The sequence below is a fragment of the Aliivibrio sp. 1S175 genome, from assembly GCF_001690985.1.
Taxonomy (GTDB): domain Bacteria; phylum Pseudomonadota; class Gammaproteobacteria; order Enterobacterales; family Vibrionaceae; genus Aliivibrio.
In genome coordinates this window covers 73,704-99,094 of sequence record NZ_MAJS01000006.1, presented here as the reverse complement: position 1 = coordinate 99,094, position 25,391 = coordinate 73,704, and the positions used below count along the sequence as shown (strand labels likewise).

At 38.5% G+C, this 25,391-nt stretch carries 23 protein-coding genes; 8 read left to right on the top strand and 15 right to left on the bottom strand.

What is annotated here, in order from left to right; translation table 11 throughout:
- Genes A6E06_RS02435 through A6E06_RS02405 form a run of 7 tightly spaced genes read right to left on the bottom strand, consistent with a single transcriptional unit; the run spans position 1 to position 4,360 of the window.
- Complete coding sequence (locus A6E06_RS02435) at positions 1–375, bottom strand: 3-hydroxyacyl-ACP dehydratase (protein WP_065591468.1); 375 nt, start codon at positions 373–375, stop codon at positions 1–3.
- 11 nt (positions 376–386) lie between these two features.
- Entirely contained in the window at positions 387–1,775 is a 1,389-nt protein-coding gene (locus A6E06_RS02430) for an AMP-binding protein (RefSeq protein ID WP_065591467.1), read from the bottom strand.
- Positions 1,751–2,311, bottom strand: a complete 561-nt coding sequence (locus A6E06_RS02425; protein WP_065591466.1) for a hypothetical protein — start codon at positions 2,309–2,311, stop codon at positions 1,751–1,753. The genes A6E06_RS02430 and A6E06_RS02425 overlap by 25 nt, the downstream gene beginning before the upstream one ends.
- On the bottom strand, positions 2,311–2,562 hold the full coding sequence (locus tag A6E06_RS02420; protein WP_065591465.1) for an acyl carrier protein: 252 nt from the start codon (positions 2,560–2,562) through the stop codon (positions 2,311–2,313). Before A6E06_RS02420 ends, A6E06_RS02425 begins: the two co-directional genes overlap by 1 nt.
- An 11-nt stretch (positions 2,563–2,573) precedes the next feature.
- Complete coding sequence (locus A6E06_RS02415) at positions 2,574–2,831, bottom strand: phosphopantetheine-binding protein (RefSeq protein WP_065591464.1); 258 nt, start codon at positions 2,829–2,831, stop codon at positions 2,574–2,576.
- 7 nt (positions 2,832–2,838) lie between these two features.
- Positions 2,839–3,636, bottom strand: coding sequence for a 1-acyl-sn-glycerol-3-phosphate acyltransferase (locus A6E06_RS02410; protein ID WP_065591463.1), 798 nt, complete (start codon positions 3,634–3,636; stop codon positions 2,839–2,841).
- Position 3,637: 1 nt separating this feature from the next.
- Positions 3,638–4,360: a beta-ketoacyl synthase chain length factor gene (locus tag A6E06_RS02405; RefSeq protein WP_141676866.1), complete on the bottom strand. Its 723-nt coding sequence runs from the start codon at positions 4,358–4,360 to the stop codon at positions 3,638–3,640.
- Positions 4,361–4,499: 139 nt separating this feature from the next.
- On the opposite strand from A6E06_RS02405, the gene A6E06_RS02400 reads away from it, so the two are divergent.
- From A6E06_RS02400 to A6E06_RS02390, 3 genes are all read left to right on the top strand, one after another.
- Positions 4,500–5,075, top strand: coding sequence for a hypothetical protein (locus A6E06_RS02400; RefSeq protein WP_065591461.1), 576 nt, complete (start codon positions 4,500–4,502; stop codon positions 5,073–5,075).
- A gap of 105 nt (positions 5,076–5,180) precedes the next feature.
- Entirely contained in the window at positions 5,181–6,248 is a 1,068-nt protein-coding gene (locus A6E06_RS02395) for a methyltransferase (protein WP_065591460.1), read from the top strand.
- A gap of 9 nt (positions 6,249–6,257) precedes the next feature.
- Positions 6,258–7,514 (top strand): NAD(P)/FAD-dependent oxidoreductase, encoded by a 1,257-nt coding sequence (locus A6E06_RS02390; protein WP_255312044.1) that lies wholly within the window; start codon positions 6,258–6,260, stop codon positions 7,512–7,514.
- Between the two features lie 74 nt (positions 7,515–7,588).
- Here the strand turns inward: A6E06_RS02390 and A6E06_RS02385 are convergent, their stop codons facing one another.
- Complete coding sequence (locus tag A6E06_RS02385; RefSeq protein ID WP_065591459.1) at positions 7,589–8,185, bottom strand: VOC family protein; 597 nt, start codon at positions 8,183–8,185, stop codon at positions 7,589–7,591.
- A 184-nt stretch (positions 8,186–8,369) separates the two neighbouring features.
- Here A6E06_RS02385 and argS point away from each other — a divergent pair, with 184 nt between their 5' ends.
- Positions 8,370–10,103 carry an arginine--tRNA ligase gene (gene argS / locus A6E06_RS02380; protein ID WP_065591458.1) on the top strand — a complete coding sequence of 578 codons (1,734 nt, stop codon included), beginning with the start codon at positions 8,370–8,372 and terminating at the stop codon, positions 10,101–10,103.
- 112 nt (positions 10,104–10,215) lie between these two features.
- Here the strand turns inward: argS and yfbV are convergent, their stop codons facing one another.
- Positions 10,216–10,665: a terminus macrodomain insulation protein YfbV gene (gene yfbV / locus A6E06_RS02375; protein WP_065591457.1), complete on the bottom strand. Its 450-nt coding sequence runs from the start codon at positions 10,663–10,665 to the stop codon at positions 10,216–10,218.
- 316 nt (positions 10,666–10,981) lie between these two features.
- Here yfbV and A6E06_RS02370 point away from each other — a divergent pair, with 316 nt between their 5' ends.
- On the top strand, positions 10,982–12,178 hold the full coding sequence (locus A6E06_RS02370) for an acetate kinase (RefSeq protein ID WP_065591456.1): 1,197 nt from the start codon (positions 10,982–10,984) through the stop codon (positions 12,176–12,178).
- A 96-nt stretch (positions 12,179–12,274) separates the two neighbouring features.
- On the top strand, positions 12,275–14,446 hold the full coding sequence (gene pta / locus A6E06_RS02365) for a phosphate acetyltransferase (RefSeq protein WP_065591455.1): 2,172 nt from the start codon (positions 12,275–12,277) through the stop codon (positions 14,444–14,446).
- Positions 14,447–14,637: 191 nt separating this feature from the next.
- On the opposite strand, the gene A6E06_RS02360 is transcribed toward pta, so the two are convergent.
- The 6 genes from A6E06_RS02360 to znuA form a co-directional block, all read right to left on the bottom strand.
- Positions 14,638–14,880, bottom strand: coding sequence for a FeoC-like transcriptional regulator (locus A6E06_RS02360; RefSeq protein WP_061001856.1), 243 nt, complete (start codon positions 14,878–14,880; stop codon positions 14,638–14,640).
- Positions 14,877–17,153: a Fe(2+) transporter permease subunit FeoB gene (gene feoB, locus A6E06_RS02355; RefSeq protein WP_065591454.1), complete on the bottom strand. Its 2,277-nt coding sequence runs from the start codon at positions 17,151–17,153 to the stop codon at positions 14,877–14,879. The genes A6E06_RS02360 and feoB overlap by 4 nt, the downstream gene beginning before the upstream one ends.
- Positions 17,154–17,381 carry a FeoA family protein gene (locus A6E06_RS02350; RefSeq protein ID WP_065591453.1) on the bottom strand — a complete coding sequence of 76 codons (228 nt, stop codon included), beginning with the start codon at positions 17,379–17,381 and terminating at the stop codon, positions 17,154–17,156.
- 511 nt (positions 17,382–17,892) lie between these two features.
- Complete coding sequence (locus A6E06_RS02345) at positions 17,893–21,315, bottom strand: helix-turn-helix domain-containing protein (protein ID WP_065591452.1); 3,423 nt, start codon at positions 21,313–21,315, stop codon at positions 17,893–17,895.
- 160 nt (positions 21,316–21,475) lie between these two features.
- Entirely contained in the window at positions 21,476–22,816 is a 1,341-nt protein-coding gene (gene mepM / locus A6E06_RS02340; protein ID WP_065591813.1) for a murein DD-endopeptidase MepM, read from the bottom strand.
- Positions 22,813–23,706, bottom strand: coding sequence for a zinc ABC transporter substrate-binding protein ZnuA (gene znuA / locus A6E06_RS02335; protein ID WP_065591451.1), 894 nt, complete (start codon positions 23,704–23,706; stop codon positions 22,813–22,815). The genes mepM and znuA overlap by 4 nt, the downstream gene beginning before the upstream one ends.
- A gap of 88 nt (positions 23,707–23,794) precedes the next feature.
- Here znuA and znuC point away from each other — a divergent pair, with 88 nt between their 5' ends.
- Both znuC and znuB read left to right on the top strand, forming a co-directional pair.
- Positions 23,795–24,565, top strand: a complete 771-nt coding sequence (gene znuC, locus A6E06_RS02330) for a zinc ABC transporter ATP-binding protein ZnuC (protein ID WP_065591450.1) — start codon at positions 23,795–23,797, stop codon at positions 24,563–24,565.
- Positions 24,562–25,347, top strand: coding sequence for a zinc ABC transporter permease subunit ZnuB (znuB, locus tag A6E06_RS02325; protein ID WP_065591449.1), 786 nt, complete (start codon positions 24,562–24,564; stop codon positions 25,345–25,347). The genes znuC and znuB overlap by 4 nt, the downstream gene beginning before the upstream one ends.
- The last annotated feature ends 44 nt before the right edge of the window (positions 25,348–25,391 follow it).

Below are 25,391 nucleotides of genomic sequence, written 5' to 3'. Positions count from 1 at the left end.
TTATTGCCCTAATAATATACGGCCAGAAGAGTGTTTACTTACACCGCCTCCATGTATTGAACTAAACGAAAAATAGAGTTTTTCTTTATCTTTAACCCACTTTAGTTCTAGTTCAACTTGAGTATTTGGTAGGATTGGTTCTTGAAATTTAAGCACTTCCATTCCTTTAAAGTTCGATTGTGCTTGCAAGTATTGTTGACCGTAATAAATAGCCCAATCAACTTGTGTTACCCCTGGTAACAGTGGATGACCAGAGAAATGGCCAGAAAAATCAAGAATATCGTCATCCACGTGCATAGTGATAATCACACTAGATTGATTATCATCTAGAGTCGAGATTTCAGTGGAAATAATTGTCGGTTTACGTTTTGTCATGAGTACTTCTTTTAATCATTAACATCATTAAATAGCTGCTGTAAGTCGTGCATTTGACGCTTACCTTGGCTATTCAATGGAATTTCTTTAACCGTTCTAAAGCGTCGAGGAATACCGACAGGTTCTAACCACTCTCTTAATTCAGAGCGTAACTTTAACCAAAACTTACCTTTAGAGCCTTGTTGTATTGATTTGTTCCCTGCATCTGAAAGAACAATAACCGCACCCAACACGGTACGTTTAACTTCTTCCATTGGGATCACAGCCGCTTCATCTATCCACTCTAGTTGCATCAAACGCTTTTCAACTTCAGTGAGTGAAAGGCGTTTTTCTTCAATTTTAATGACTCTATCGACTCGCCCTTTTAGCATGAATTGTCCATTATCCAACAAATCACAGTAATCACTGGTCGGATACCATAATGATTCATCAATAAAAGGAGACAACAACTCTAGGCAATGCTCAATATTTAAGCGAGTTTGATGAGATGGGAAGAATGTCCAAAGCGACGTGGGCTCCATTTGCTGGCGATAACCAACCCCACCGGTTTCGGTGCTTCCATAGACTTCAAATGGACGTAAAGAGAGTTTGATTTCACTCTGCTCTGCCCCTTCAATAGCAAGAGGACCACCTGAAGAAAAAACCATTTGATAGGGATTGTAGCCTTCATGATCAGCAAGGCGCTTTAATAATGCAGGACTGCAAATAAGTGTTTTTTTATGCTCAGGTTGATGAGATAAAATTTGCTCAGGGTAAATAAAATTTGTTCGACTAAACGCACGACCAGTACACAATGGCCACAACACTCGAAATAACAACCCATAAATATGTTGATGAGAAACGGTACTGTAAATTTCAGTCGCGTCTAGCTTGTCACCCCATAACTGCTCCAATTGCTGGATTTCGTTACTCAGTAACTGCAACGTTTTTTCGATTGGTTTTGGAGTGTCCGTAGAACCAGAGGTGAATAAAGTAAGGCGAATATCATTTAACACTAATGGGGATAATACGCTTATAACATTATCGGTAATGGTTTGATAATGGCAATGATGTTCACAAGGCATGACTTGTATTATGTCATCATGCAACAAGGCATCAAAATGTTCAGATAATTCAGTTAGTGCCGCAGGTTGATGATTACCGGGTAAAATAATGTGCTTACCAGCATGAGCTAAAGCAAGAAAAGAGACGGCAAACTGATAGCTGTCGTCAAAACATAACGCCCATTTTTTTTCTGGTTGATGAGATAAATAACCACACACTCGTTGCACGTCATGCTGAAACTGCTCATAACTCACGTAAGTATGCTGCTCATCAAAACACACATTATGAGTTAGGTCTTTTTGATTGATAAGATGGGAAAGTGCTGTGTAGCTCATGCTTCTTTTCTCTTTATCCATTGACGCACTAGCCATTCAGTGACAAATAAAGTCCCTATCAATAAATAGCTAATAAAACCGTTATACAACATCCATACTTTCATCTCTAAAAAACAAGTAGAGAGTGAAATCGAACCGTTTATTACAAAAAAAACACACCACACTTTGGTTACGGTTCTCGTGTAGGCAACGCCACTCGGCGGAAGATCTGGTTCTTGAAGGCGAGCAAAGCGTTCAATCATACTTTGAGGTTGAGATAGCGTCCAAAAAAAGACAGTAAACATCACTACGTTAACGATCACAGGGTAAAACGTAAACCACCCTTCTGATCGAAATAACCAGCCTAAGCCTGCAAGAATGAGCCCTGCTGCTCCACTGATCACTGCAATGTATTTAAGTTCTTGAATTGGAACCTGTTTGCCTCCGACCATTCGCACTACAAACAACACCGCTAGCACGCCTGCTACTGTCGTAACCCCACCAAAGTGGAGACCGTAGTAAACCGCCAGCGGATAAGCAAGCAGTGCAATGGCTGACAATACCGTCAGCCAACGCATTATTTTAGAAGGGCAGCGACAGAGTTAACAACGTCTTCAACAGTGCGAACTTCTTTAAATTCTTCTGGTTTAATTTTTTTACCTGTTACTTTTTGTAAGTGAACGACTAAATCAACGGCATCAATACTGTCTAAATCAAGATCGGTATACAATTTAGCATCAAGGGTAATATCAGCTTCATCAATCTCAAATAACTCAACCAATGCTGCCGTTACTTGCTCTAATACTTGTTCTCTATTTACATCTGTCATGACTTACTCTCTTACGCTTTATTTTCAGTAATATAAGTAGCCAAGTTTGCCACTGACGCAAAATGTTCACGAGTTTGCGTATCGTCAGCATCCAATACAAGGTTGTACTTTTTCTTAATTGCCAAACCTAATTCTAAAGCATCAATAGAATCTAAACCTAATCCATCACCAAACAATGGTGCATCCGTTTCAATATCATCAACTGAGATATCTTCTAGGTTAAGCGCTTCAATAATTAATTGCTTAATTTCGTTGTGTAATACTTCCATCAATAACCTACTTATTTTCTTTTGATGATTTAAATTCATTTTGCGGATACAAAGCTGTATCTAAAAATCGATTTACGTTTCGAGCCGCCGATGATGACGAATCAGCGTCTTCAATGTATGGCGTTATCGCTACCTTATCTTTCACTTGTACATGAAAGAACGGTCTAACATCTGGAACTTGATACCATTTGGCTTCTTTAGTTAAGAAGCTTGGCGTTACCGTGACATGAATAATGCGTAAATCACTTTCACTACGAACGGCTATTTGTGCCGCGCCACGCTGGAGTTTAGATTTAATACCAGGTGTTGTCCGTGTTCCTTCAGGGAAAACTAATAATACATTTCCTGAATTTAACTTATCTGAACACTCTTCTAGAAATGCTTCTGGTTCACGGTTCGGAATATAACCCGCAGCCCTCACTATTCCGCGAATAAACGGATTATGCCATAAGGCCGCTTTTACAATGCAGTCACATTGCGGTAATTGTGAAGCAATTAAAACATAATCAATCAAGCTAGGATGGTTCGCGATAATTAAGCAACTTTTATCCTCTTTTAATAGCTCAGCACCGTCAAATTGATAACGAATAGCTCGGCTGTAATGCATCGTTTTACAAAACAATAAAAAGCTACGTTGAATAATTAATTGCACACGCATTTCTCGTTGTTGCGCATTTTTTGCGGTAAACGTAAGCGTAGGAAAAATAATAAACGTTAAACACAGCGCGCCAATGCCAAAAAGAGAGAAGCAAAGCCCTGTTGCTACTATTCGCCAATATTTATCTATCCGTGAAAATACCGTCATTCTATTTATTATAAGTCCATGTCCATTGCGTTGATTTGCTATCTACTTTCCAGTGAGATTGTGATCCTACTAAGTTAGCAATACATTGCAACCCATGAGGTAAAACTTCAGAACTGATTGATGGTTTATTGTTCCACTCAAGCCGAATTTCTTCGCCTGCGCTTAATATTACACCTAACGCATAACCTTGATATGTCTCAGTTTCAAATTGTTCATAATGTGAGGAGAGTGGTTCATCAAAATCAATCACTAATACGTTATGGGTCGGATTTTCATTTAAATAAACAGAGGCTTCTATTAATGCAGAGTGAAATGTATTCTCGCCTGCCGCAATTGAGGTAACAGGAAGGGCTTGTTTCGCTGTAATGGTAAATAGCCCTGCGGCGGTATTATGCACTGACTGTGAAAATGCCATTGGGGAAGCATCATTCCCTGTTAATACATCTTCTAATAAGGCACTGGTTCTTGTTAATTCACCATGACGGCTTGCAAATACAAGATAATTAACCTCTTGCTCTTCAATTAACACTAAGGCTGTTTGCACTGCTAATTTACTTAATGAGCTCATTCTTCTTCGAGCCATCGCGGGAATTTTATCGACAGGGGCTTTTTCTCCCTCAGGCCAAGTGAAATTAGTTTCTTGCCACTGTAGCCAAGCCGCTTTGGTAGCTATTCCAGCAGAAATTGCGTGCCAATCGATAATATTAAAATTTGCGTATGCCATGATATCCATCTAGTAGTAAAAACATTACAATTTGTTACCCTACTCGTATAGGATATATGAATTCAGTGACTTGGCGCAAATACAAATGCGACAAGCCATACGGTAAATAAATATAAAAACAGATAATAAGGGACTAAACATGTCATTTTACAAACCACTTTTACTCTCCGCTAGCGTTCTTATATTATCCGGCTGTGCAAGTGTAATTCCCCTTACCGACAAAGTAACAGGTGAAGATTTATTTCAAACCAATAAACCCGTTTATACCTTGGTTAACCTCCACCCTGATGAAAAAAGAATGAAGCTTTATTCCGTTAATTTTCAACAGGATGGTTTAATCCCACTTTGTACTCAAGTTAATATTGTTGATGTAACTAATAAAAATTTAACCTTTAAAATTAGCAGCACAGATAAGCAATATACTTTGACTAAGCATAAGTCTTCTCCTGATTTTTCAAAATATCTAAGTAATTATTTTGGCACTGAATGTAATAGCTCAAAAATTAAAAAACTCAGTACTTTAGATCAGCAAGGAATTAAAGACGGTGTTGTGAAAAAAGGAATGACTAAGGAAGGTGTAAAATATGCGATCGGCTTCCCACCAGAGCATAAGACACCTGACTTAAATAACAGTGAATGGCTATATTGGAAGAATAGATTTAATACGTTTAAAGTCGAATTCAAAGATAATACCGTTTCCAATATCATAGACTAATCTATTGATCTTTAGTAAATATCAGTGGTTTCTTGCTTTTGAACAAAGTTTCACTCACAACCGCTGATATGATCATTTTCATCTTCTTATAATATGGCTAATTTCGTGACTCAATATAAAAATGACCCTTTTAATGCACTAGAAGCAAAAACAGAAGCACAGAAACTCTCTTTTGCCCCTATCGTTTTTCAAACCGCTCGTACTCTCAGAGATCTTGGTATTCTTGCCGCGCTAGATAAAGCAAATGATCAAGGCTTAGATGCCGTTCAATTATCTCGAGATACTGGCGTTTCTGAATATGGCGTTAAAGTTCTTCTTGATATGGCACTGAGCGCACATATTGTGACATGGGACGAGCCAAATTACGTACTTGCTAATCTTGGGCACTTTTTATTACACGATGGCATGACTAATGCGAATTTAGATTTCACTGCTGATGTTTGTTATGCAGCAATGATGCACTTAACAGAATCAATTCAAGAAGGCACCCCTGCGGGTTTGAAAGAACTGGGTGATTGGCCGACTATTTATGAAGGCTTATCTCGACTGCCAGAAAAAGCAAAAGAGAGCTGGTTTAAGTTTGATCATTTCTATTCTGACCGTTCATTCCCTATTTTATTAGAAAAAGTATTAAGCAAAAAACCTAAGCGTCTTTTTGATATTGGTGGTAACACTGGTAAATGGGCGCTGCAGTGCTGTAAATACGATCAAGATGTGAATGTCACGATTATTGATTTGCCACAACAGATCGAAATGGCACTAATAAATGCAGAGCAACAAGGCTTTGCTGATCGTATTAGTGGTCATCCAACCAACATGCTGGATAAAACACTGCCCTTACCTCAAGGCGCTGATGTGTGGTGGATGAGCCAATTTTTAGATTGCTTCTCGCCAATGGAAATTTTAAGTATTTTAAAACGTGTACGCGCTGCTATGTCTGCTGATGCAAAAGTTTATATTCTTGAACTATTTTGGGATGAGCAAAAATACGATGCCGCGTCATACAGCCTAAATGCAACATCACTGTACTTCACGTGTTTAGCTAACGGTAACAGCCGTTTCTATCGTTGCAGCGATTTCTTAGAAATTATTGAAGAAGCTGGCTTTGCGGTTGCTGAACAAACTAATAATATTGGTTTAGGTCATACGCTGCTTGAGCTTAGAGCTAAATAGGAGCCACTTGTGCTATCAAAACAATCAATCAACGTAGAATCAACTCAGGTTGCTATTATTGGTGCCGGTCCGTCGGGTTCGATTGCTGCTGCGTTATTAAAAAAACACAATATTGATTGCATAATCTTGGAGAAATCGACCTTTCCTCGCTTTTCAATTGGTGAGAGTTTGCTTCCTGCCTGTATGGAATCAATTAAAAAAGCAGGGATGTTAGACGCTGTAGAAAGCGCGGGGTTTCAATATAAAAATGGCGCTGCATTTCATTTCAATGGAATATTTACGGCATTTGATTTCACAGATAAGTTTTCCGAAGGGGCTGGCACCACTTTTCAAGTTCAGCGTGGTACTTTTGATAAAGTACTTGCTGATAGTGCCCAAGATCAAGGGGTGGACATTCGTTACCAACACGAAATTACTGATGTTGATATTTCTCAGACTAAAGCTCTACTTTCTGTTTTAGATCCCAATGGTAACCCTTACCAAATTGAAGCTGATTTTGTATTAGATGCAAGTGGGTTTGGGCGCGTATTACCAAAATTACTTAATTTAGAAGAGCCTTCTTGTCTTCCACCACGAAAAGCTATTTTTACTCATATTACAGATAATATTTCAGACGACCATTACGACAGGGATAAAATATTAATTTCTGTCCATCCAAAAAATACAAAAGTCTGGTATTGGTTAATTCCATTCAGTAATGGAACTTGCTCTTTTGGTGTGGTTGGTGAGCCTGAGTTTTTTGAAAGCTATCCCAAAGACAGCATCTCAGCATTAAAACAATTAGCGGCTGAAGAAGATAACCTTAAAATATTACTTAGTGATGCTGAATATCCAAACTCATGTGGTGAGATAATGGGCTATTCGGCTAATGTAACTAGGTTGTTTGATCGTAATTTTGCTTTATTAGGCAATGCGGGCGAATTTCTTGACCCTGTTTTCTCTTCTGGCGTTACCATTGCGATGAAGTCTGCTGAGTTAGCAGTCGATCTATTAATTAAGCAATTCAACCACGAAGACGTTAATTGGCAAACCGATTATTCAGATAAACTAATGACGGGGGTTAATGCATTCCGTTGTTATGTCGAGGGATGGTACGAAGGATCATTCCAAAATGTCATTTTCCACGAAAATCCGAACCCAAAAATTAAGCAGATGATCAGTGCAATTCTAGCGGGTTACGCATGGGATGAAGAGAATCCATTTGTTGCTGAACCAGACCGTCGTTTAAAAGTCATTTCGGAGCTATGCAAGCCATTGACTAAATAATATATAGCTAAAGACCAAAAAGGCATCCTAATTCTATATTGGATGCCTTTTCTATTTTTAGATATCAAGCCTACTTATGCTTGTTCACTCTCAATAACTGCTTTTAAACTGTGTGGATGTAATTTGATACACACGCCTTGGTATTTCAATGCAACCGTATAATTGGCAATACGCTCAGCCTCTCCTGATGGGCAGCTTTGCTTTACTTTAATTCCAAGAGAAGATAGTTCTACCCACTTATCCTTTAATACAGGGAAAAGTGAAAACAAATACGTAAGAAACTCTTCTTGTGAATTAACCTCACATGGGATCACCCATTCAATATGTTCCCAACCCTGTTTAGGGTAAGTTTTCTCTCCAGGGTACGGTAGCTCTAAACATTCAATTGACCAACCGCTAACCTCTATAGGTTGATTAAAGCCTAGAGCAATAATTGGGCGTCCATTAATCTCATTATTTGACCACTCTTCAGCTTGTTGTAACCACACTTTATGAGCGGCTTCAGCCACACCGCGATCATTAATTCGTAATGCAATATGATCCGCTTGATAGTCAGTAAGATCTAACCCCAACACATCAAGTAAGCTTTGAATTCTATCCATAAACGCAGGTAACGCATTAATTAACTGTTGAGGCTCTAATTGTTGTTCTTTTAATAATACCAATGACATGAAAGCAACCTAACGATTGAAGAAAAGAAACCGAATTGTAGCAACCTCTTCACTTGATGTTTAGACTCTAAAGAAAAAATAGCAGAAACTATTAAATATCCCTTATTTTATTGCTATTATTAGCGACTATTTTGCTTTCCATGCAACAGCATTCCTGTTTAACAGCGATATGAAGGATAACTCTTTGAATATTCAATCACTTATTAACGACAAAGTTTCTCAAGCCTTAGAAGCAGCCGGCGCGCCAGCGGGCAGCCCTGCCGCAGTTCGTCAATCTGCAAAAGCTCAATTTGGTGACTACCAAGCTAACGGCGTAATGGGCGTAGCTAAGCGACTAGGTACAAACCCTCGAGAATTTGCTCAGAAAGTACTGGATGTTTTAGATCTTGATGGCATCGCTAGCAAAACTGAAATTGCAGGCCCTGGCTTTATTAACATTTTCTTATCTGAAGAATTTCTAGCAAAACAAGCTGAAACGGCATTAGCTGACAAACGCTTAGGTGTTGCTAAAGAAAAACAACAAAACATTGTTGCTGACTACTCTGCACCAAACGTAGCAAAAGAAATGCACGTGGGTCACTTACGTTCAACCATCATTGGTGATGCTGTTGTTCGTACTCTTGAGTTTTTAGGCCACAACGTGACTCGTGCTAACCACATCGGTGACTGGGGTACTCAGTTTGGTATGCTTATCGCAAACCTTGAACGTGTACAAAAAGAGAAAGGCGAAGTTTCTATGGAACTGTCTGATCTTGAAGGTTTCTACCGTGAATCTAAAAAATTATACGATGAAGATGAAGAGTTTGCCGTAACTGCACGTGGTTATGTAGTTAAACTTCAAGGCGGCGATGAGTTCTGTGCAGAAATGTGGAAGAAGCTTGTTGACGTAACTATGATTCAAAACCAACGCAACTATGATCGTCTAAATGTATCACTTACTCGTGATAACGTGATGGGCGAAAGTATGTATAACAGCATGCTTGCACCAATCGTTGCTGATCTTCAAAAACAAGGTCTAGCGGTTGAGAGTGATGGTGCTCAAGTGGTTTACCTTGACGAATATAAGAACAAAGATGGCGACCCAATGGGTGTTATCGTTCAAAAACGTGATGGTGGCTTCTTATACACCACCACTGACATCGCTTGTGCTAAATACCGTTTCGAAGAACTGAATGCTGATCGTGTTCTTTACTTCATCGATTCACGTCAACACCAGCATCTAATGCAAGCGTGGACTATTGTTCGTAAAGCGGGCTATGTTCCTGAAAGCGTATCTTTAGAGCACCACGCGTTTGGTATGATGCTAGGTAAAGATGGTCGTCCATTTAAAACTCGTGCCGGTGGTACGGTTCGTCTTGCTGATCTTCTTGATGAAGCAGAACAACGTGCAACTACGCTAATCGAAGAGAAAAATAAAGATCTCTCTGCTGAAGAAAAAGCGAAGATTGCGACGACTGTTGCAATGGCTGCGGTTAAGTACTCTGATCTTTCTAAGCACCGTACGACCGATTACATCTTCGATTGGGACAACATGCTTGCATTTGAGGGCAACACAGCGCCTTATATGCAATATGCTTATACTCGTGTTGCTTCTATCTTCAGTAAAGCTGGCTTGTCTATGGATGAGTTAACTGGCGAAATTAAGATTACTGATGAGAAAGAAAAAGCACTTGTTTCTAAGTTAATGCAATTTGAAGAAGCCGTTCAAGCAGTAGCAAGTGAAGGCCAACCTCACTTAATGTGTGCTTACCTATTTGAACTTGCAGGTCAATTCTCTAGCTTCTACGAAGCGTGCCCTATTCTTAACAATGAAGACGAAACTGTTAAGCAAAGCCGCCTGAAACTAGCTGCATTAACCGCTAAGACAATCAAGCAAGGTCTAGATTTATTAGGTATTGAAACGCTAGAGCGTATGTAATTCCTATTTCAATATTCTGATACTTGTTTATTCAGAATATTGAAAAATAAAGATCAAAAAAGGAGCTAATTTTAGCTCCTTTTTTATTATGACAAATTTGTGTTACAAACTATTAAAACCAACGTTCTAACGCGGATTTATCCAACTGTTTAAACGCTTTATTTAAAATGTTAGCCAGCTCTTTATAGCGAGGTTGACTCTTCATTGGCTCTAATGCAGCCCCTGTTTCAATAATTTTCTGATAAAGCTCTCGATACCAGTTTGCAAGTGCTGGTGGCAATATCGTATTCGCTCGATTGCCTAACCACCAAAATCCCTGCAGTGGCATGCTTAACGCAAACAATGCAATGATAATCGCTTGAGGTAAACCAGCGGTGTTATTAAACGCCATTTGTGTCAGAACACTAATCACAGCAACTGCTGGCATAACCTTAACTGCAAACTTAGTGGCTTTAATCACTCGTTGCTCTGGGAACATTGGAGCTAACTCTTTTCGCTCTGGCCACGTGTCCATGTAGGCTTGGCCATCTCGAAATCGGAATAGAAAACCGCTTTCACTCATATTGCCCCCTTAATTTCTAAACAAAAGTTTAAATATTCAAAAAAACACAGAATAAACTTGATTAGAATTAATATTATCTTAAAATATTTTTGTTATCTTAGCGCACAATCGTTATCCTATGCGCTGATTTATTTTTTGCTGTAGTTCTACTATAAGCTAAAAAAGGATAAATCGGCAAGGACTGCTGTAATGCTCTTTCTAAGGATAGCCAATTTTTTTGTACAAATGTGGTTTTTATCAATTAAACGACTACATTTGTCATGTTATGTCATTACGATATAACTTTAATTACTGATGAATAAATAGGTATTTATACATGTCTAAGCTGGTTTTAGTTTTAAACTGCGGTAGTTCTTCTCTTAAGTTTGCGGTTATCGACGCAGAATCTGGTGCAGAGCACTTAACTGGTCTTGCTGAGTGTCTTGGTCTTCCTGAAGCTCGTATCAAGTGGAAACTTGATGGCAAGCACGAAGCTCAACTAGGTGAAGGTGCAGCTCACGAAGAAGCTCTATCGTTTATGGTTGATTCTATTCTTGCTTCTAAGCCAGAGCTTAAAGCTAACCTAGGCGCAATCGGTCACCGTATCGTACACGGTGGTGAGCAATTCACTTCATCAGCTCTTATTACTGACGAAGTGCTTAAAGGTATTCAAGACGCTGCAACTTTTGCACCTCTTCATAACCCAGCTCACATCACTGGTATCGAAGCGGCTAAACACAACTTCCCTGAACTTAAAAACGTTGCTGTGTTTGATACTGCATTCCACCAAACAATGCCTGAAGAGTCTTACCTATACGCTCTACCATACAACCTATACACAGATCACGGTATTCGTCGTTACGGTATGCACGGTACTTCTCACCTATTCATCACTCGTGAAGTAGCTGGTCTATTAAACAAGCCTGTTGAAGAAGTTAACATCATCAACTGTCACCTAGGTAACGGCGCATCTGTATGTGCAATCAAGAACGGTCAATCTGTAGATACTTCTATGGGTCTTACTCCTCTTGAAGGCCTAGTAATGGGTACACGTTGTGGCGATATCGATCCTGCTATCATTTTCCACCTACATGACGCACTAGGTTACTCTGTTGAAGCAATCAACAACATGCTAACTAAAGAGTCTGGCCTACAAGGTCTTACTCAAGTGACTTCTGACTGTCGTTTCGTTGAAGACAACTACGGTGAGAAAGAAGAAGCAACTCGTGCAATGGATGTATTCTGTCACCGTCTAGCTAAATACGTTGCAGGTTACACAGCAACGCTAGAAGGTCGTCTAGACGCAATCACTTTCACTGGCGGCATCGGTGAAAACTCTGCTCCAATCCGTGAAATGGTTCTTAACCGTCTAGGCATCTTCGGTATCGAAGTTGATGGCGAAGCTAACCTTAAAGCGCGTTTCGGTGGTGAAGGTACTATCACTACAGCAAACAGCCGCATCCCTGCAATGGTTATCTCTACCAACGAAGAGCTAGTTATCGCAGAAGACACAGCGAAACTTACTGGTCTATAATATCTCCTAAGAGGCTAGCCATTAGGTTAGCCTTTTTTCTTTCTGTGACTTTAAAAATTTAAAGTCTCTTGCCCCAATAGTGTAGAGGAATCTTCCATGTCTCGTACTATTATGCTTGTTCCAATCAGTGCTGGTGTTGGTCTAACTAGCGCAAGTTTGGGTGTTTTACGTTCTATGGAACGTAAAGGCGTAAGCGTTTCTTTTTACAAACCTATCTCTCAACCTCGTCACGGTGGTGATCAACCTGATCTAACTACTTCAATTGTGACTAGCAGTAGCGATATTAAAGCAGCAGAACCTACTACAGTTTCTCGTGCAGAAGAACTTCTACGTAACGATCAAACTGATGTTCTTTTAGAAGAAATCGTTGCTCGTTATAAGTCTATCAGTGAAGACACTGATGTGACGCTTATCGAAGGTCTTGTTCCTACTCGTAAGCACCCATTTGCTAACCAATTAAATGGTGAAATTGCAAAAACTCTGGGCGCTGAGATTGTGTTTGTAGCTACTCCTGGTACAGATAATCCTTCTCAACTTAAAGAGCGTATCGAAGTAGCATGTTCTAACTTCGGCGGCACTAAGAACAAACAAATCGCTGGCGTTATCATCAACAAGCTAAACGCACCTGTTGATGAAGCGGGCCGTACTCGCCCTGACCTATCTGAAATCTTTGATGATGCAGATGCTACGACTAAGACTAATCTTGAAGTAATGCAAATCTTCAACTCTAGCCCTATTCGTGTTCTTGGTTGCGTGCCTTGGAAAATCGATCTAATCGCTACGCGTGCTATCGATATGGCTAAGCACCTTAATGCTGAAATCATCAACGAAGGTGAAATCTCGACTCGTCGTATTAAGAGCATCACTTTCTGTGCACGTTCTTTACCGCACATGATTGAGCATTTCAAACCAGGTTCTTTATTAGTAACTTCTGCTGACCGTCCTGACGTTATCGTTGCTGCATGTCTTGCTGCAATGAACGGCGTTGAAATCGGTGCAATCTTACTAACTGGTGGTTACGAGATCCCTCAATCAATCGCTGAACTTTGTAAGCCTGCACTAGATGCTGGTCTTCCAATCTTCACAGCTCAAGGTAACACTTGGCAGACTTCTCTAAATCTACAAAGCTTCAGCCTTGAAGTTCCTGCAGATGATAAAGAGCGTATTGAGTTTGTTAACGAACACGTTGCTAGCCACATTGATGGCCCTTGGATTGATTCTTTATCTGAAGGTACTGAAGGCATCCGTCGTCTAAGCCCACCAGCATTCCGTTACCAGTTAACTGAATTTGCTCGTAAAGCGGCTAAACGTATCGTTCTTCCTGAAGGTGATGAGCCTCGTACAGTTAAAGCTGCGGCTATCTGTGCTGAGCGTGGTATCGCGACTTGTGTTCTTCTTGGTAACCCTGAAGAAATCCGCCGTGTTGCAGCGCAACAAGGTGTTGAACTTGGTGCTGGCGTTGAGATCATCGATTCTGAATCTGTACGTGAAAACTACGTTGCTCGTTTAGTTGAGCTACGTGGCGCGAAAGGCATGACTGAAGTTGTGGCTCGTGAGAAACTACAAGATTCTGTATTCCTTGGTACTATGATGCTTGAAGCGGGTGAAGTTGATGGTCTTGTTTCTGGTGCGGTTCATACCACAGCAAACACGATTGTTCCTCCATTCCAAATCATCAAAACAGCTCCTGATGCTTCTATCGTATCTTCAATCTTCTTCATGCTTCTGCCTGATCAAGTTCTTGTATACGGTGACTGTGCGATCAACCCTGATCCAACAGCTGAGCAACTTGCTGAAATCGCTATCCAATCTGCTGACTCTGCAGCGGCATTTGGTATCGACCCTCGCGTTGCAATGATCTCTTACTCTACTGGTGAATCTGGTAAAGGCGCAGACGTTGATAAAGTACGTGAAGCAACAAAACTTGCTCAAGCAAAACGTCCTGATCTAATGATCGATGGTCCTCTTCAGTACGATGCTGCAATCATGGAAAACGTAGCTGCTTCTAAAGCACCTAACTCTCCTGTTGCGGGTAAAGCGACTGTATTTGTATTCCCAGACCTAAACACTGGTAACACAACATACAAAGCCGTTCAACGTTCTGCTGACCTAGTATCTATCGGTCCAATGCTTCAAGGTATGCGCAAGCCTGTAAATGACTTGTCTCGTGGCGCTCTAGTAGACGATATCGTTTACACAGTAGCTCTAACGGCTATCCAAGCATCTCAAGCTGAAGAAGCAGAGAAAGCTGAAAAAGTAATTAACTAATTTAATGCTCTAGTCATAGAGTTTAGTTAACGAAAATAGAAAGACACGCGATGCAAATTGCGTGTCTTTTTTTGTGCTTATAAGATAGGGACTAGTCCCTAAATCCTCGTCCCTAGCCCCCTTTCGCCCATAAAAAAACGAGAACCAATTGGCTCTCGCTTTTATTTATCACTGTAATCTAAGTTAAGCGACTATCGTATGTAAGTGGTCATTAACTCATCTTTATACACCGGACGATACCAAACACGCTCTGCTTCTTGGCAGCACTGAGTTTTATCACACCCTATCAATTCACGAGTTAACTTCCCTTTCTTCACCCAGAGCTCAAGCATTGCATCGACACCATCTTCACTCATACTGAACTTCTTAGCTAAAGTAATACGTTCAACTCGACCTTCTTCATCAATGTACTGTTTAAGCTCTGTTAAGATCATACTAAAGCAACCTCTTGTTGTTCTACTTCTCTACTCTTACGTTTTAATGCAAGGTAAGTAACGGCCATTACAATTAATGAAATCGCAATCCACATGCTGCTTGTCATTGGAGCATTAGAGAAGTTTGCAATTTGGTAGTACAACGTTGACGATACGTAAGCTAATAACATCGTCCAGCCAGCAATAAAGTAAGAGTACTGACGACCAAACTCACGCATATAGGCTCCCATAGCAGCAACACACGGTGTATATAGCAAGATAAATATTAAGTAAGCCATTGCGCTTGCACTTGTTACAAAGTGAGCTTGTAGATTACCAAAGATTGAATCAGCCACACCCTGGTCTTCAGCAACCGCACTCGTGTTTGTTAAATCACCAACTTCTACACCTAGTGGATCTGAGTAGCTTAAGCCTGATAGGTTATCAGGAATAGACATCACTGCTTCTTCAAGGCTTGCCATTAAATCAAACTCAGCACCTTCATCAGCAGGATCTGAATATAAGCTGTTTAATGTACCGACAACGGCTTCTTTTGCAAAAATACCGGTAATAATACCTACCGTTGCTGGCCAGTTATCTTCTTGGATACCAATTGGTGCTAATACTGGAGTCACGATTTGAGCCGCTTTTGATAACACAGAGTTTTCACTGTCTTCATTACCAAATGAACCATCCATACCCAATGAGTTAAAAAAGCTTAAAATAGTTACAACAACAACAATCGTTTTACCTGCACCAAGAACAAAGCGCTTCAGCTTTTGCCAGGTTTTGATCATGATGTTACGCATTGTTGGAAATTCATAATCTGGAATTTCCATGATAAACGTATCACTACGACCCGGGTAAATAGTGTGTTTTAGCAATAAACCTGTAAATACCGCAGCTAAAATACCAAGGAAGTACAAACCAAAGACTACGTTCTGACCATTTTCAGGGAAGAAAGCCGCAGCAAATAAAGCATACACAGGAAGACGTGCACCACATGACATAAATGGCGCCATTGAAGCCGCTAGTTTACGTTCACGCTCTTGCTCTAGCGTACGAGTTGCCATGATAGCAGGAACGTTACAACCAAAGCCTAGAACCAAAGGAACAAACGCTTTACCTGGTAAACCAATCTTCTGCATCACTTTATCAAGCACAAAAGCGGCACGAGCCATATAGCCAGAGCTTTCAAGTAAAGATAAGAATAAATATAAACAACCGATCACTGGAATAAATGTCGCTACGGTTTGAATACCACCACCAACACCATCAGCGATAAGTGTGACTAACCAAACCGGCAAATGACCATCTAATAAATAATGGCTGCCATCAACCAGTAATGCACCAACACCAATATCAAAGAAATCAATGAATGCACTACCAATGTTAATAGAGAACATAAACATCAGGTACATGACAAAGAAAAAGAAAGGAATACCGATCCATTTATTCAAAATTACACGGTCAATTTTCTCACTAACACTGTGGCTTAAACCGCCTTCTTGGCGACGTAATTGCTGACATAATTGATGTAAAAATGTGTATCGACAATCCGCAATATGAAAATCGGCTTCTACTTGCGTCGTTAATACATTTGCGATATTTGCAATTAAATTACGTTTATCTGCTTCCAATGTATTTAGGACTAATGCGTCATTTTCTAATGCACGAATTGCCAATGAACGACTTGATGCATAATCACTTGTAAATAATGATGACGCTTCTTTTATTGCCGCCTCTACTTTCTCACCATACGTCAACTCAAGCGGAACCATTTTTATGCCTTGAGCAATAGACTTATGTAGCTTCTCTTTAAACTTATGGACTTGACCATTGTTATTAGCCGAAAGCGCGAGTACAGGACAACCTAGCTTTTTCTCTAATCCTTTAATATCGAGAACTTGTCGTTGGCGTTTTAATACATCCATTTTATTTAAAACTACGATCATTGGTCGACCCAACTCACGTAATTGCAATGTCATGTATAAACTGCGTTCTAAACACGATGCATCAACAACATTAATTATCACATCAGCATCGTGTGTTAATACTGCACGAGACGCGATCGTTTCATCAAGACTATTTACATCATTACCACTGTCTAGTGCATAGATACCGGGTAAATCGGTTAATAAGAACTCATCACCCGAACAAGTATAACGGCCTGTTTTTTTCTCAACGGTTACACCAGCCCAGTTACCGACTTGTTGTTTCGCGCCAGTAAGCCCATTGAATAAAGTTGTTTTACCACTGTTTGGATTACCTACAGTTAATACGTGATACTGCATCTATAACTCCTTAACTGTAATTTGTTCAGCTAGATTTTTACGAATAGCAAGAGAAGTCCCTCTTACACTAATTTGTAATGGGTCACCCATTGGAGCTTTACGCAATATAGATATTTCAGTATGAGGAAGCATTCCCATTACCATCAACTTTTTTCTTGTATCTGTTGGTAATAGAGACATATCTGTTACAACGGCTTTTTGGCCGCTTTCTAATTGCGCTAAGTTCATTAAAAGCTCCACGATAGTGAGAATCATTATTATTTCGTTTCATTTTATAACTAACTGTTACTTTTATCTTGCGCTAAATCAATTTTTGTCAGTAAATTGACAAAACTCTTGCGATATAAGAGATTTTAATGAAAAAACTTTCTGTGAGACTCATTCCAAACCAACGTCAATCACGTCAATTAATGAAACGTCAAATTTGACGTCAAAATAAGAAGGGAGTGCAACAAAAGCGACACGAAACAAAAATACGATTAATATCAACAGCTTAATTTTAAAATTGAAGAATGTCGCTTTTGTACTAATACTTTGTCGTTATTTTGATATGTGAAATAAGAATGGTAACGGTATAGTTATTTCATCGAGAGGGAGACCTCTTAATCTTTTATTCTAATAGAGGTAATAAGAGTAATCTTCTTACCTCGGCAGCAAGCGAAGGTGTCATTGACACCCGTGGCGTAGTCCCCCCGGCTACGTCACGATCTTTTTTCTTTTTTTACTCTCTTCTTAGTAACTACAATTCATCACTTTCTTTATCTTCATTTTCACTTACAAATTGAGTTGGTGACAACCCATAGTGACGCTTAAATCGCTTACTAAAATAAGATGGGTCATTAAAACCAGATTCAAAAGCAACATCTGCTACTTTATGGCCTGAAATCAATAATTCACACGCTTTTTCTAATTTAACTTCAATTAAATATTCCATGAATGAACGCTGTGTTAATTGCTTAAATTTTCTTTGAAAGTTTCTTTCTGAAATAAATAATGCTTTTGCCGCAGCACTCGTACCAAAGGCTGGATCGTGATAGTTATCTTCCACTATTTTATAAACACCAATTAACCAACGTTGATGTAAATAGGCGTCATCATTTATATGATCGCCAAATTTAGCCAATGGAACTTTATCATTCTGACTGTCCATAGCTATCGGCCATGACAATACAAGCTCATTATTATTTAACGTATTTCTTTTTATATCGAAATGCCCTCCATTTTGTATTGTTAGTTGCTTAACAGAAGAAAGTCCCAAAGCATGGTGAATGACCTCAACCGTTTGGGTTAAATCGACTCTGTTTAGATTATCAAGATCACTCTCTATAATACTTTCACCATCACTAATAAAACAGATAGTTACTCTCGCTTCGTCACTATGAGTTTTTATAACTACTTGCTCGCCAAATTTACTTCTTTTTAATAAATCCAAAAGTACATTATTAAAAATGGCATCAATAAGTAAAGGCTGAACAAAAATAGAACAATTTTTAGAATCATCTTCTAAATTAATATTGACACCTTTGAAATGGTATTCAGCTTCCCACCCTTTCACAGCGGCCCTTAATAAAGTAGATAATACCTGATTAATTCGATTGTTTTTTTGGTGCATTACAAGCGGTTCAATATGAGTTAATTGCTTTAATAGAGTCAGGCTATATTCACATTGATTTGCTAATGATAGATTAGTTAATGATCCTTTCTTTTGTAAATTATGCTGAATATCTCTTATCGGCTGTTGTGCTTGTTCTGCCATTTCAGATATCACATGCTGCCTTACTGTCAGTAACTTTTGTAATTGACGATTACTCGAGACTAAAACCTTACCTTGATTTCTTAATTGCTGTGTTTTAATTTCGACACTCTTCTTAAGCTTTTCATTACTTTTTTTAATTTCTTTTGAACGCCAAGAATACACCGCAAGAATGATCAAAATAGCAAAGCTACACAATATCAAAACAAACCATGGAGAAAAAAACCAAGGAACTTCAACATAAAATAAAAACTCCGTGACATTACTGCTTCTTTGACCATTATTACGAGGTTTGATACGTAATATGTACCTACCAGGTTGCAAAGAATCAAATGTTAATGAACGGCCATTAAAGAATCGCCATGATTCATCATTTAAACCGACCAATTGATAAGATAATGATTTATTTTGAAATTCAGGGAGAATGCCAAACAAAAATGAAATGTTTGCGCCGTAAGGAACTGGCTCTTTTAGTCTTTTTTCTGAACCAGAACCAACCGTCTTGTGATCTACTGTGATTTGGCCAATAACCGCATATGGTTTGGTAATTTGATATTCTATTAATTCTTGCTCATTCGTAAAAAACAATCCGTCCTTACTTACAAACATCATGGTCCCATCATCAGAAATAGAGCATAAATCAGTTAGTAATTCATTATTAATTAGCCCCCTTTGACTGCCAAAGTGCTTTGTTAATCGGCCTTGATGTGTATATAAAGATAGCCCTTTACTTGATGATAACCATACCCCATGACTTGTAGATATAACACAATGAGGTGTTGTATATTCAGCAGGTAAAACAACGTCTTTCCTACTGCCTTTTGAGTCACTTATCTGTAAGCCGTAATTACTTACAATCCAAGAGTCTCCATATTCGGTATCAACTATATCAAGAATACTGCCCGATCTTATGTATGCATAATCAAAGGTTAAAGCGCCATTTTCATATCGATATAATCCCATATTAGTCCCAATCGATATTTGTCCATTTTCATGTTCATAAATGTGCGTTATTTTTGTTGAATATTTCTGTTCTAACGCCCAAGAAAAACCTAAATAACTTAATGTATCTGTACCGGAATCATATTTATATAGCCCTTTATGGCTTGAAAACCATAATGTTCCAGAACGGTCCATTAATATATGTTCAATGCTTTCTTTTGCTACTGATTCGAGTCCAGCGATCTTATTGACCTTGTTCGTCTCATTCTCTACTTTATAAATTCCAGATGTTGTTGCTACCCATACAAAGCGCTGATCACTAGCAAGATCGTTAACGTTATAAGGCATAACCTCAACCAGATCTGAGGTTAAATCAACGCTATTTAATTGAAATAAACCAGAAGACGTTCCTATCCATGAATTTCCACCAGACGTCTGTAACACCGCTGATATTTCATGTATATCTAAACTACCATTTGCCTCTTTATATTTGATACGTGAAAATAAACGATTTCCGTCAGAGTAGTAACTCACGCCATTATCAGTTGAAACCCATATACCATCATTATTGTCTGCTAATAAGGCATAAATCTTATTTCCTTCAAGTGAATAATCATCTCTTACAACTGATTCAAAATACTCTAATTTTTGTTCTTCTAAACCCCATTGATACAAGCCATGTTCCGTCCCCAACCAGAAAGAATGTTCTGTTTCAGCAAAAGACAATAAGGTCAGAACATTTGCTATTTTATGATGTACCTCTAATTGATTGCCATTTAGCTTAGCTAGCCAAATACTGTCATGCGTCCCTAAAATTATTTGATCTGTTTCATTAGAATAAAAAATCGCATCAATATATTGACCAAGATATAATGGCGTAAAGCTTTCTGTCGTTATATCAAATTCAAAAAGCCCTTCAGAAGTAGATACAATCCAACGGTTATCAACATAAATAGCACTAGTGATTTCTATCTCATCATGAATTGCACTGGTATTTGCTTCATTTATATTAGCAGTATAAAAAGAATGATTTTTTGGTTCATAAATAAAAAATTGTTCAGTATTACTTCCCCAAAACATCCCTGAACTTTGATTTATATTAATAAGGTCTGTTTCTTTGGGTAATATATATTCGATGTTAAAACCGTCTACGTTAGACCACGATTTAATCTGTCCGTCCCTAATGAACCAGAATTTATCATCAAGAAATGAAATTTTCTTTGGTAGTTCTTTGTCTGATTTATTTCCAATAGTAAATATATTAGAGCCATCAAATAGGTGCACTTGTCCATAAATATCGTACATCCAAAGAGCACCATCATTACGTAAAAATAGCTGCTGTGCTGTAATATACTGTCCATCAGCATGAATAGGCATTGGGTAAAAAATAGTATTATCGGATAAGGAATAAGTGTAAGTAGAAAATGAAAGGAAGATACTTAAAATAAGTATTCTAAAATGAAACATCTACTCGCCTTAGTATAAAAAGAGAAAAAGTATCAACATGATAGAAAAACTCAGTCTATATAGCAACGAACAAAAAATATAATAAGAGATGAAATAAAAGAAAAAAGCCCTTTTTATTATCTACAATAAAAAGGGCTTAGGCAGACGTTAATAATCAAGTTTAAATTTGATCTCTTAACGCCTCAATTGTTAATTTAGCTTGTTGCTTAAAATGAGCTAGCTCCGACTCTTTTACTGGCGATGCTTGAGGTAAAGGAACCTTCATTGAATTAACGGCTCGACCATTTTTGATCAATTCGTAATGTAAATGAGGCCCTGTTGAACGACCCGTATTTCCGCTTAAAGCAATCTTATCTCCCATCGACACTTTTTGGCCTTTTTTAACCAAAATCTTACTCAAATGTAAGTAACGAGTCATATATTCTCGCCCATGCTTGATAATTACATAATTACCAGCAAGAGGATGATGTAATGCTCGAACAACCACACCATCACCTGTTGCATAAACAGAAGTGCCAACTGGTGCTGCAAAATCAGTTCCATTATGTGGTGAAATACGCCCTGTTATTGGGTGCTTTCGATAAGGATCAAATGGAGAACTAATTCTGAAACGTTGGTGCGTAGGAAAACGCTCTAAAGCACGGTTTAAACTACGACCTTGAACATCATAATAATGATCATCAGTATGCTTAATTAAAGTAATGTCTCTATTACCATTTTCATAAAGAACCGCTTTAACTTCACCAGATGATACTGATTTGCCATCAATAAATTCTTTATCAATTTCTACTGCAAATTTATCACCTTTACGCGCTTCTTTACCAAAATCAAACTTCCATTGTAGTTGCTTTGCCAATGTCTGGATTTGACCCGGCGTTAATCCTGAAGAACGCGCTGAATTATAAAAATTACTCGATACTCTTCCTGAAAGGAAAACAGGTTTAATTTCACCTTTTTCCTCTAACTGGCTGAATTTATATTTATCATCAACCCAAGAATACACATCTGTATTTTTAATATTTCGATGAATTTTAAGCTCTGTTAATTTTCCATCTTCATCTTGTTGCCACTCAAGACCAACACCCACCCGCATATTCGCAGCCGATTTATTCACATCAAGCAATGAATACATGTCTGACATCGGCAGTGCATATTGATTAAAAATAGCACCTAATGTCTCACCAGAAGCAACAGTGTGTGAATGAAGAATATCCTTAGCATCTAACTGCTGATCTAATTCATCCTTTGGTGCATTAAATTCAGGATCATTAGGTTCAAAAATAGTCCCAACAGGTTCACTATTTTGATCGGCTAATGTTTGAAGATTTTCACTCGATAGAGAAACTTCATTCCTGTTTTGAGCAGAAGATGACGTATGCAAACTATGTGTTGGATTCCAAATGAAAATACCACACGTAAATAGAAATAAAGACAACAACATAAATTTATGTCTTTTGGATAATGTACCTACTTTAGCTGCGATAATTTCTTTATATTTTATTGACTTAGACAACGTGATAACTCATTACTGATGGTTGATAAAAATATAAAATAAGCACCCTCTTCATCATTCTGCTGTATAGCTAAAGGGTCTAATTCACCTTTATGTACCCCTGTGCCTCTTGTAATTGTTGTCACAATTGCTGGCTCAAATTGAGGCTCAGAAAAAACACATACCGCTTGCTGATTTAAAAGTGATTTTTTTATATTAATCAAAGTTTTTGCACCCGGTTTTCTATCCGGACTCACCGTAAAGTGCCCCAAGTTATTCATTTCAAAATAACGTTCAAAATAGCCATATGCATCATGGAATACAAAATATCCCTTATCTTGCACAGGCTTTAATTGGTCTGAAATCGTCTTCACTGCCTGTGTTAACTTATTTTCAAACACGGCAAGATTAGACTGATATTGCTCTTTATTCAATGGATCCTTTTTAATCAGCTGTACGGTTATCTCTTTTGCGACGCCTAATGCTTCCTTTGGACCTAACCAAAAATGCGGGTCTGTATTATGGTGATGCCCCGCCTCTTCTGCATGATCATCATGCCCATGCTCATCAAAATGATAAAAATCGACCGAACTAAACTGACTTATGGTGATGACATTTTTTTGGTCTTCTAATATTTTACTTAAAAAAGGTTCTAAGTCATTTCCATACCAGATGATCATATCTGCTTTTTTTACTTTCTTAATATCAGAAGGACGTAATGCATAATCATGAGGCGACGCACTTTGTGGGACTAAATAGGTCGAATCAGAGACACCATCCGTAAGCTCTTGTACGATTAAATGAATTGGTTTCACTGAAGATAAGACCGTCATTGCTTGGGCTTGAATCCCAAAAAGGGAACATAAACATAAGACGATAAATTGAGTTTTTTTATTCATTTGCTTCTCTTAAAAAATGTGATGGCGATTGGATTTCTAAAATGTTACATTATAACACTTACTAATTGCAAACGACTCTTATTTAAAAATGACTCCTTTACTCACTTTACAAGATGTCTGTGTGGTCTTCGATGGCCGCCATGTTCTCGATAATATTTCATTATCGATTGAACCAAATAAGATTATTACTCTGATTGGCCCTAATGGTGCAGGTAAATCCACATTAGTGAAAGCAATCCTCGGATTACAAAAACCAACCAGCGGTCAAATTAAAAGAGAAAGAAAATTACGAATTGGCTACGTACCGCAAAAGTTACATTTAAATGACTCTCTTCCGTTAACGGTACAAGGTTTTTTAAAATTAGCTGGAAAATACAGTCAGCAGGAACATCTTGATGCTTTGAAATTAGTTGAAGCTGAGCATTTGCTGAATTCAAATATGCATAAATTATCTGGTGGTGAATCACAACGAGTGCTTCTTGCTAGAGCTCTATTGCAACGCCCTGATTTACTCGTTCTTGATGAACCTGCTCAAGGTGTCGATATTCAAGGTCAAATCAGTTTATATACGTTAATTGAATCTATTCGCCATCGTTTCAATTGTGCTGTATTTATGGTTTCTCATGATCTGCATCTTGTAATGGCAAAAACGGATGAAGTGATTTGTCTACAGCATCACATTTGTTGTTCTGGTGCCCCTGCATCCATTTCTCAACACCCAAAATATATTGCATTATTTGGTCAGCAACGAGACCAACAATTAGCGTTTTATCATCATGACCATCGCCATGACCATGACTTATCTGGTGAACCGAGTGGCGGTTCGTGCTGCAATAAAAATAAAAAGGCATCATCATGATTGAGTTTTTACTTCCGGCTCTTTTAGCTGGATTAGGCATTGCATTACTTGCAGGGCCTCTCGGTTCTTTCGTTGTATGGCGAAAAATGGCGTATTTTGGTGACACTCTGGCTCACGCTTCTTTGTTAGGGTTATCTCTTGGATTTCTGTTCGATATTAACTTAAATTTAGCTTTAATTGTGTGTTGTGTGGCAATAGCATTACTGCTAGTAACCCTACAAAAACAGCGTTTAGTCGCAACAGATACTTTGCTCGGAATTTTAGCTCACAGTTCGCTATCGCTAGGCTTGGTTGCTGTCAGCTTTTTAGATAATGTCCGAGTCGATTTAATGTCTTATTTATTTGGTGATTTACTTGCCGTTACTTATGACGACTTAATTTATATCTATACTGGCGTTATCATTGTTTTAGGCTTGATATACATCGTATGGCGACCACTACTTTCATCAACGATTAGTGAAGAGTTGGCTCAAGTTGAGGGAGTAAATGTAGATTTAATGCGTTTAGTCTTAATGCTAATGGTTGGGTTGGTTATTGCTATTTCGATGAAATTTGTTGGGGCGTTGATCATTACTTCATTACTGATCATTCCTGCAGCCACTGCGAGGCGTTTTTCTCGTTCTCCAGAGCAAATGGTTTTACTGGCTTCTATTTTTGGTTGTATTGCTGTTATTGCAGGTTTAGCTCTGTCATGGCACTACGATACTCCAGCGGGACCTTCTGTGGTGGTTTCTGGTGCTGCTATCTTTATGCTAAGTCAGCTAAAGAAAGCACATAATTAGAGTGATAAAGTAAAGCAATACTGCATATCGTAGTATTGCTTTAT

Coding starts and splice junctions, on each gene's coding strand:
- A6E06_RS02435 (WP_065591468.1), bottom strand. CDS start 375: ATGACAAAACGTAAACCGACAATTATTTCCACTGAAATCTCGACTCTA.
- A6E06_RS02430 (WP_065591467.1), bottom strand. CDS start 1,775: ATGGATAAAGAGAAAAGAAGCATGAGCTACACAGCACTTTCCCATCTT.
- A6E06_RS02425 (WP_065591466.1), bottom strand. CDS start 2,311: ATGCGTTGGCTGACGGTATTGTCAGCCATTGCACTGCTTGCTTATCCG.
- A6E06_RS02420 (WP_065591465.1), bottom strand. CDS start 2,562: ATGACAGATGTAAATAGAGAACAAGTATTAGAGCAAGTAACGGCAGCA.
- A6E06_RS02415 (WP_065591464.1), bottom strand. CDS start 2,831: ATGGAAGTATTACACAACGAAATTAAGCAATTAATTATTGAAGCGCTT.
- A6E06_RS02410 (WP_065591463.1), bottom strand. CDS start 3,636: ATGACGGTATTTTCACGGATAGATAAATATTGGCGAATAGTAGCAACA.
- A6E06_RS02405 (WP_141676866.1), bottom strand. CDS start 4,360: ATGGCATACGCAAATTTTAATATTATCGATTGGCACGCAATTTCTGCT.
- A6E06_RS02400 (WP_065591461.1), top strand. CDS start 4,500: ATGTCATTTTACAAACCACTTTTACTCTCCGCTAGCGTTCTTATATTA.
- A6E06_RS02385 (WP_065591459.1), bottom strand. CDS start 8,185: ATGTCATTGGTATTATTAAAAGAACAACAATTAGAGCCTCAACAGTTA.
- yfbV (WP_065591457.1), bottom strand. CDS start 10,665: ATGAGTGAAAGCGGTTTTCTATTCCGATTTCGAGATGGCCAAGCCTAC.
- A6E06_RS02370 (WP_065591456.1), top strand. CDS start 10,982: ATGTCTAAGCTGGTTTTAGTTTTAAACTGCGGTAGTTCTTCTCTTAAG.
- pta (WP_065591455.1), top strand. CDS start 12,275: ATGTCTCGTACTATTATGCTTGTTCCAATCAGTGCTGGTGTTGGTCTA.
- A6E06_RS02360 (WP_061001856.1), bottom strand. CDS start 14,880: ATGATCTTAACAGAGCTTAAACAGTACATTGATGAAGAAGGTCGAGTT.
- feoB (WP_065591454.1), bottom strand. CDS start 17,153: ATGCAGTATCACGTATTAACTGTAGGTAATCCAAACAGTGGTAAAACA.
- A6E06_RS02350 (WP_065591453.1), bottom strand. CDS start 17,381: ATGAACTTAGCGCAATTAGAAAGCGGCCAAAAAGCCGTTGTAACAGAT.
- A6E06_RS02345 (WP_065591452.1), bottom strand. CDS start 21,315: ATGTTTCATTTTAGAATACTTATTTTAAGTATCTTCCTTTCATTTTCT.
- znuA (WP_065591451.1), bottom strand. CDS start 23,706: ATGAATAAAAAAACTCAATTTATCGTCTTATGTTTATGTTCCCTTTTT.
- znuC (WP_065591450.1), top strand. CDS start 23,795: ATGACTCCTTTACTCACTTTACAAGATGTCTGTGTGGTCTTCGATGGC.
- znuB (WP_065591449.1), top strand. CDS start 24,562: ATGATTGAGTTTTTACTTCCGGCTCTTTTAGCTGGATTAGGCATTGCA.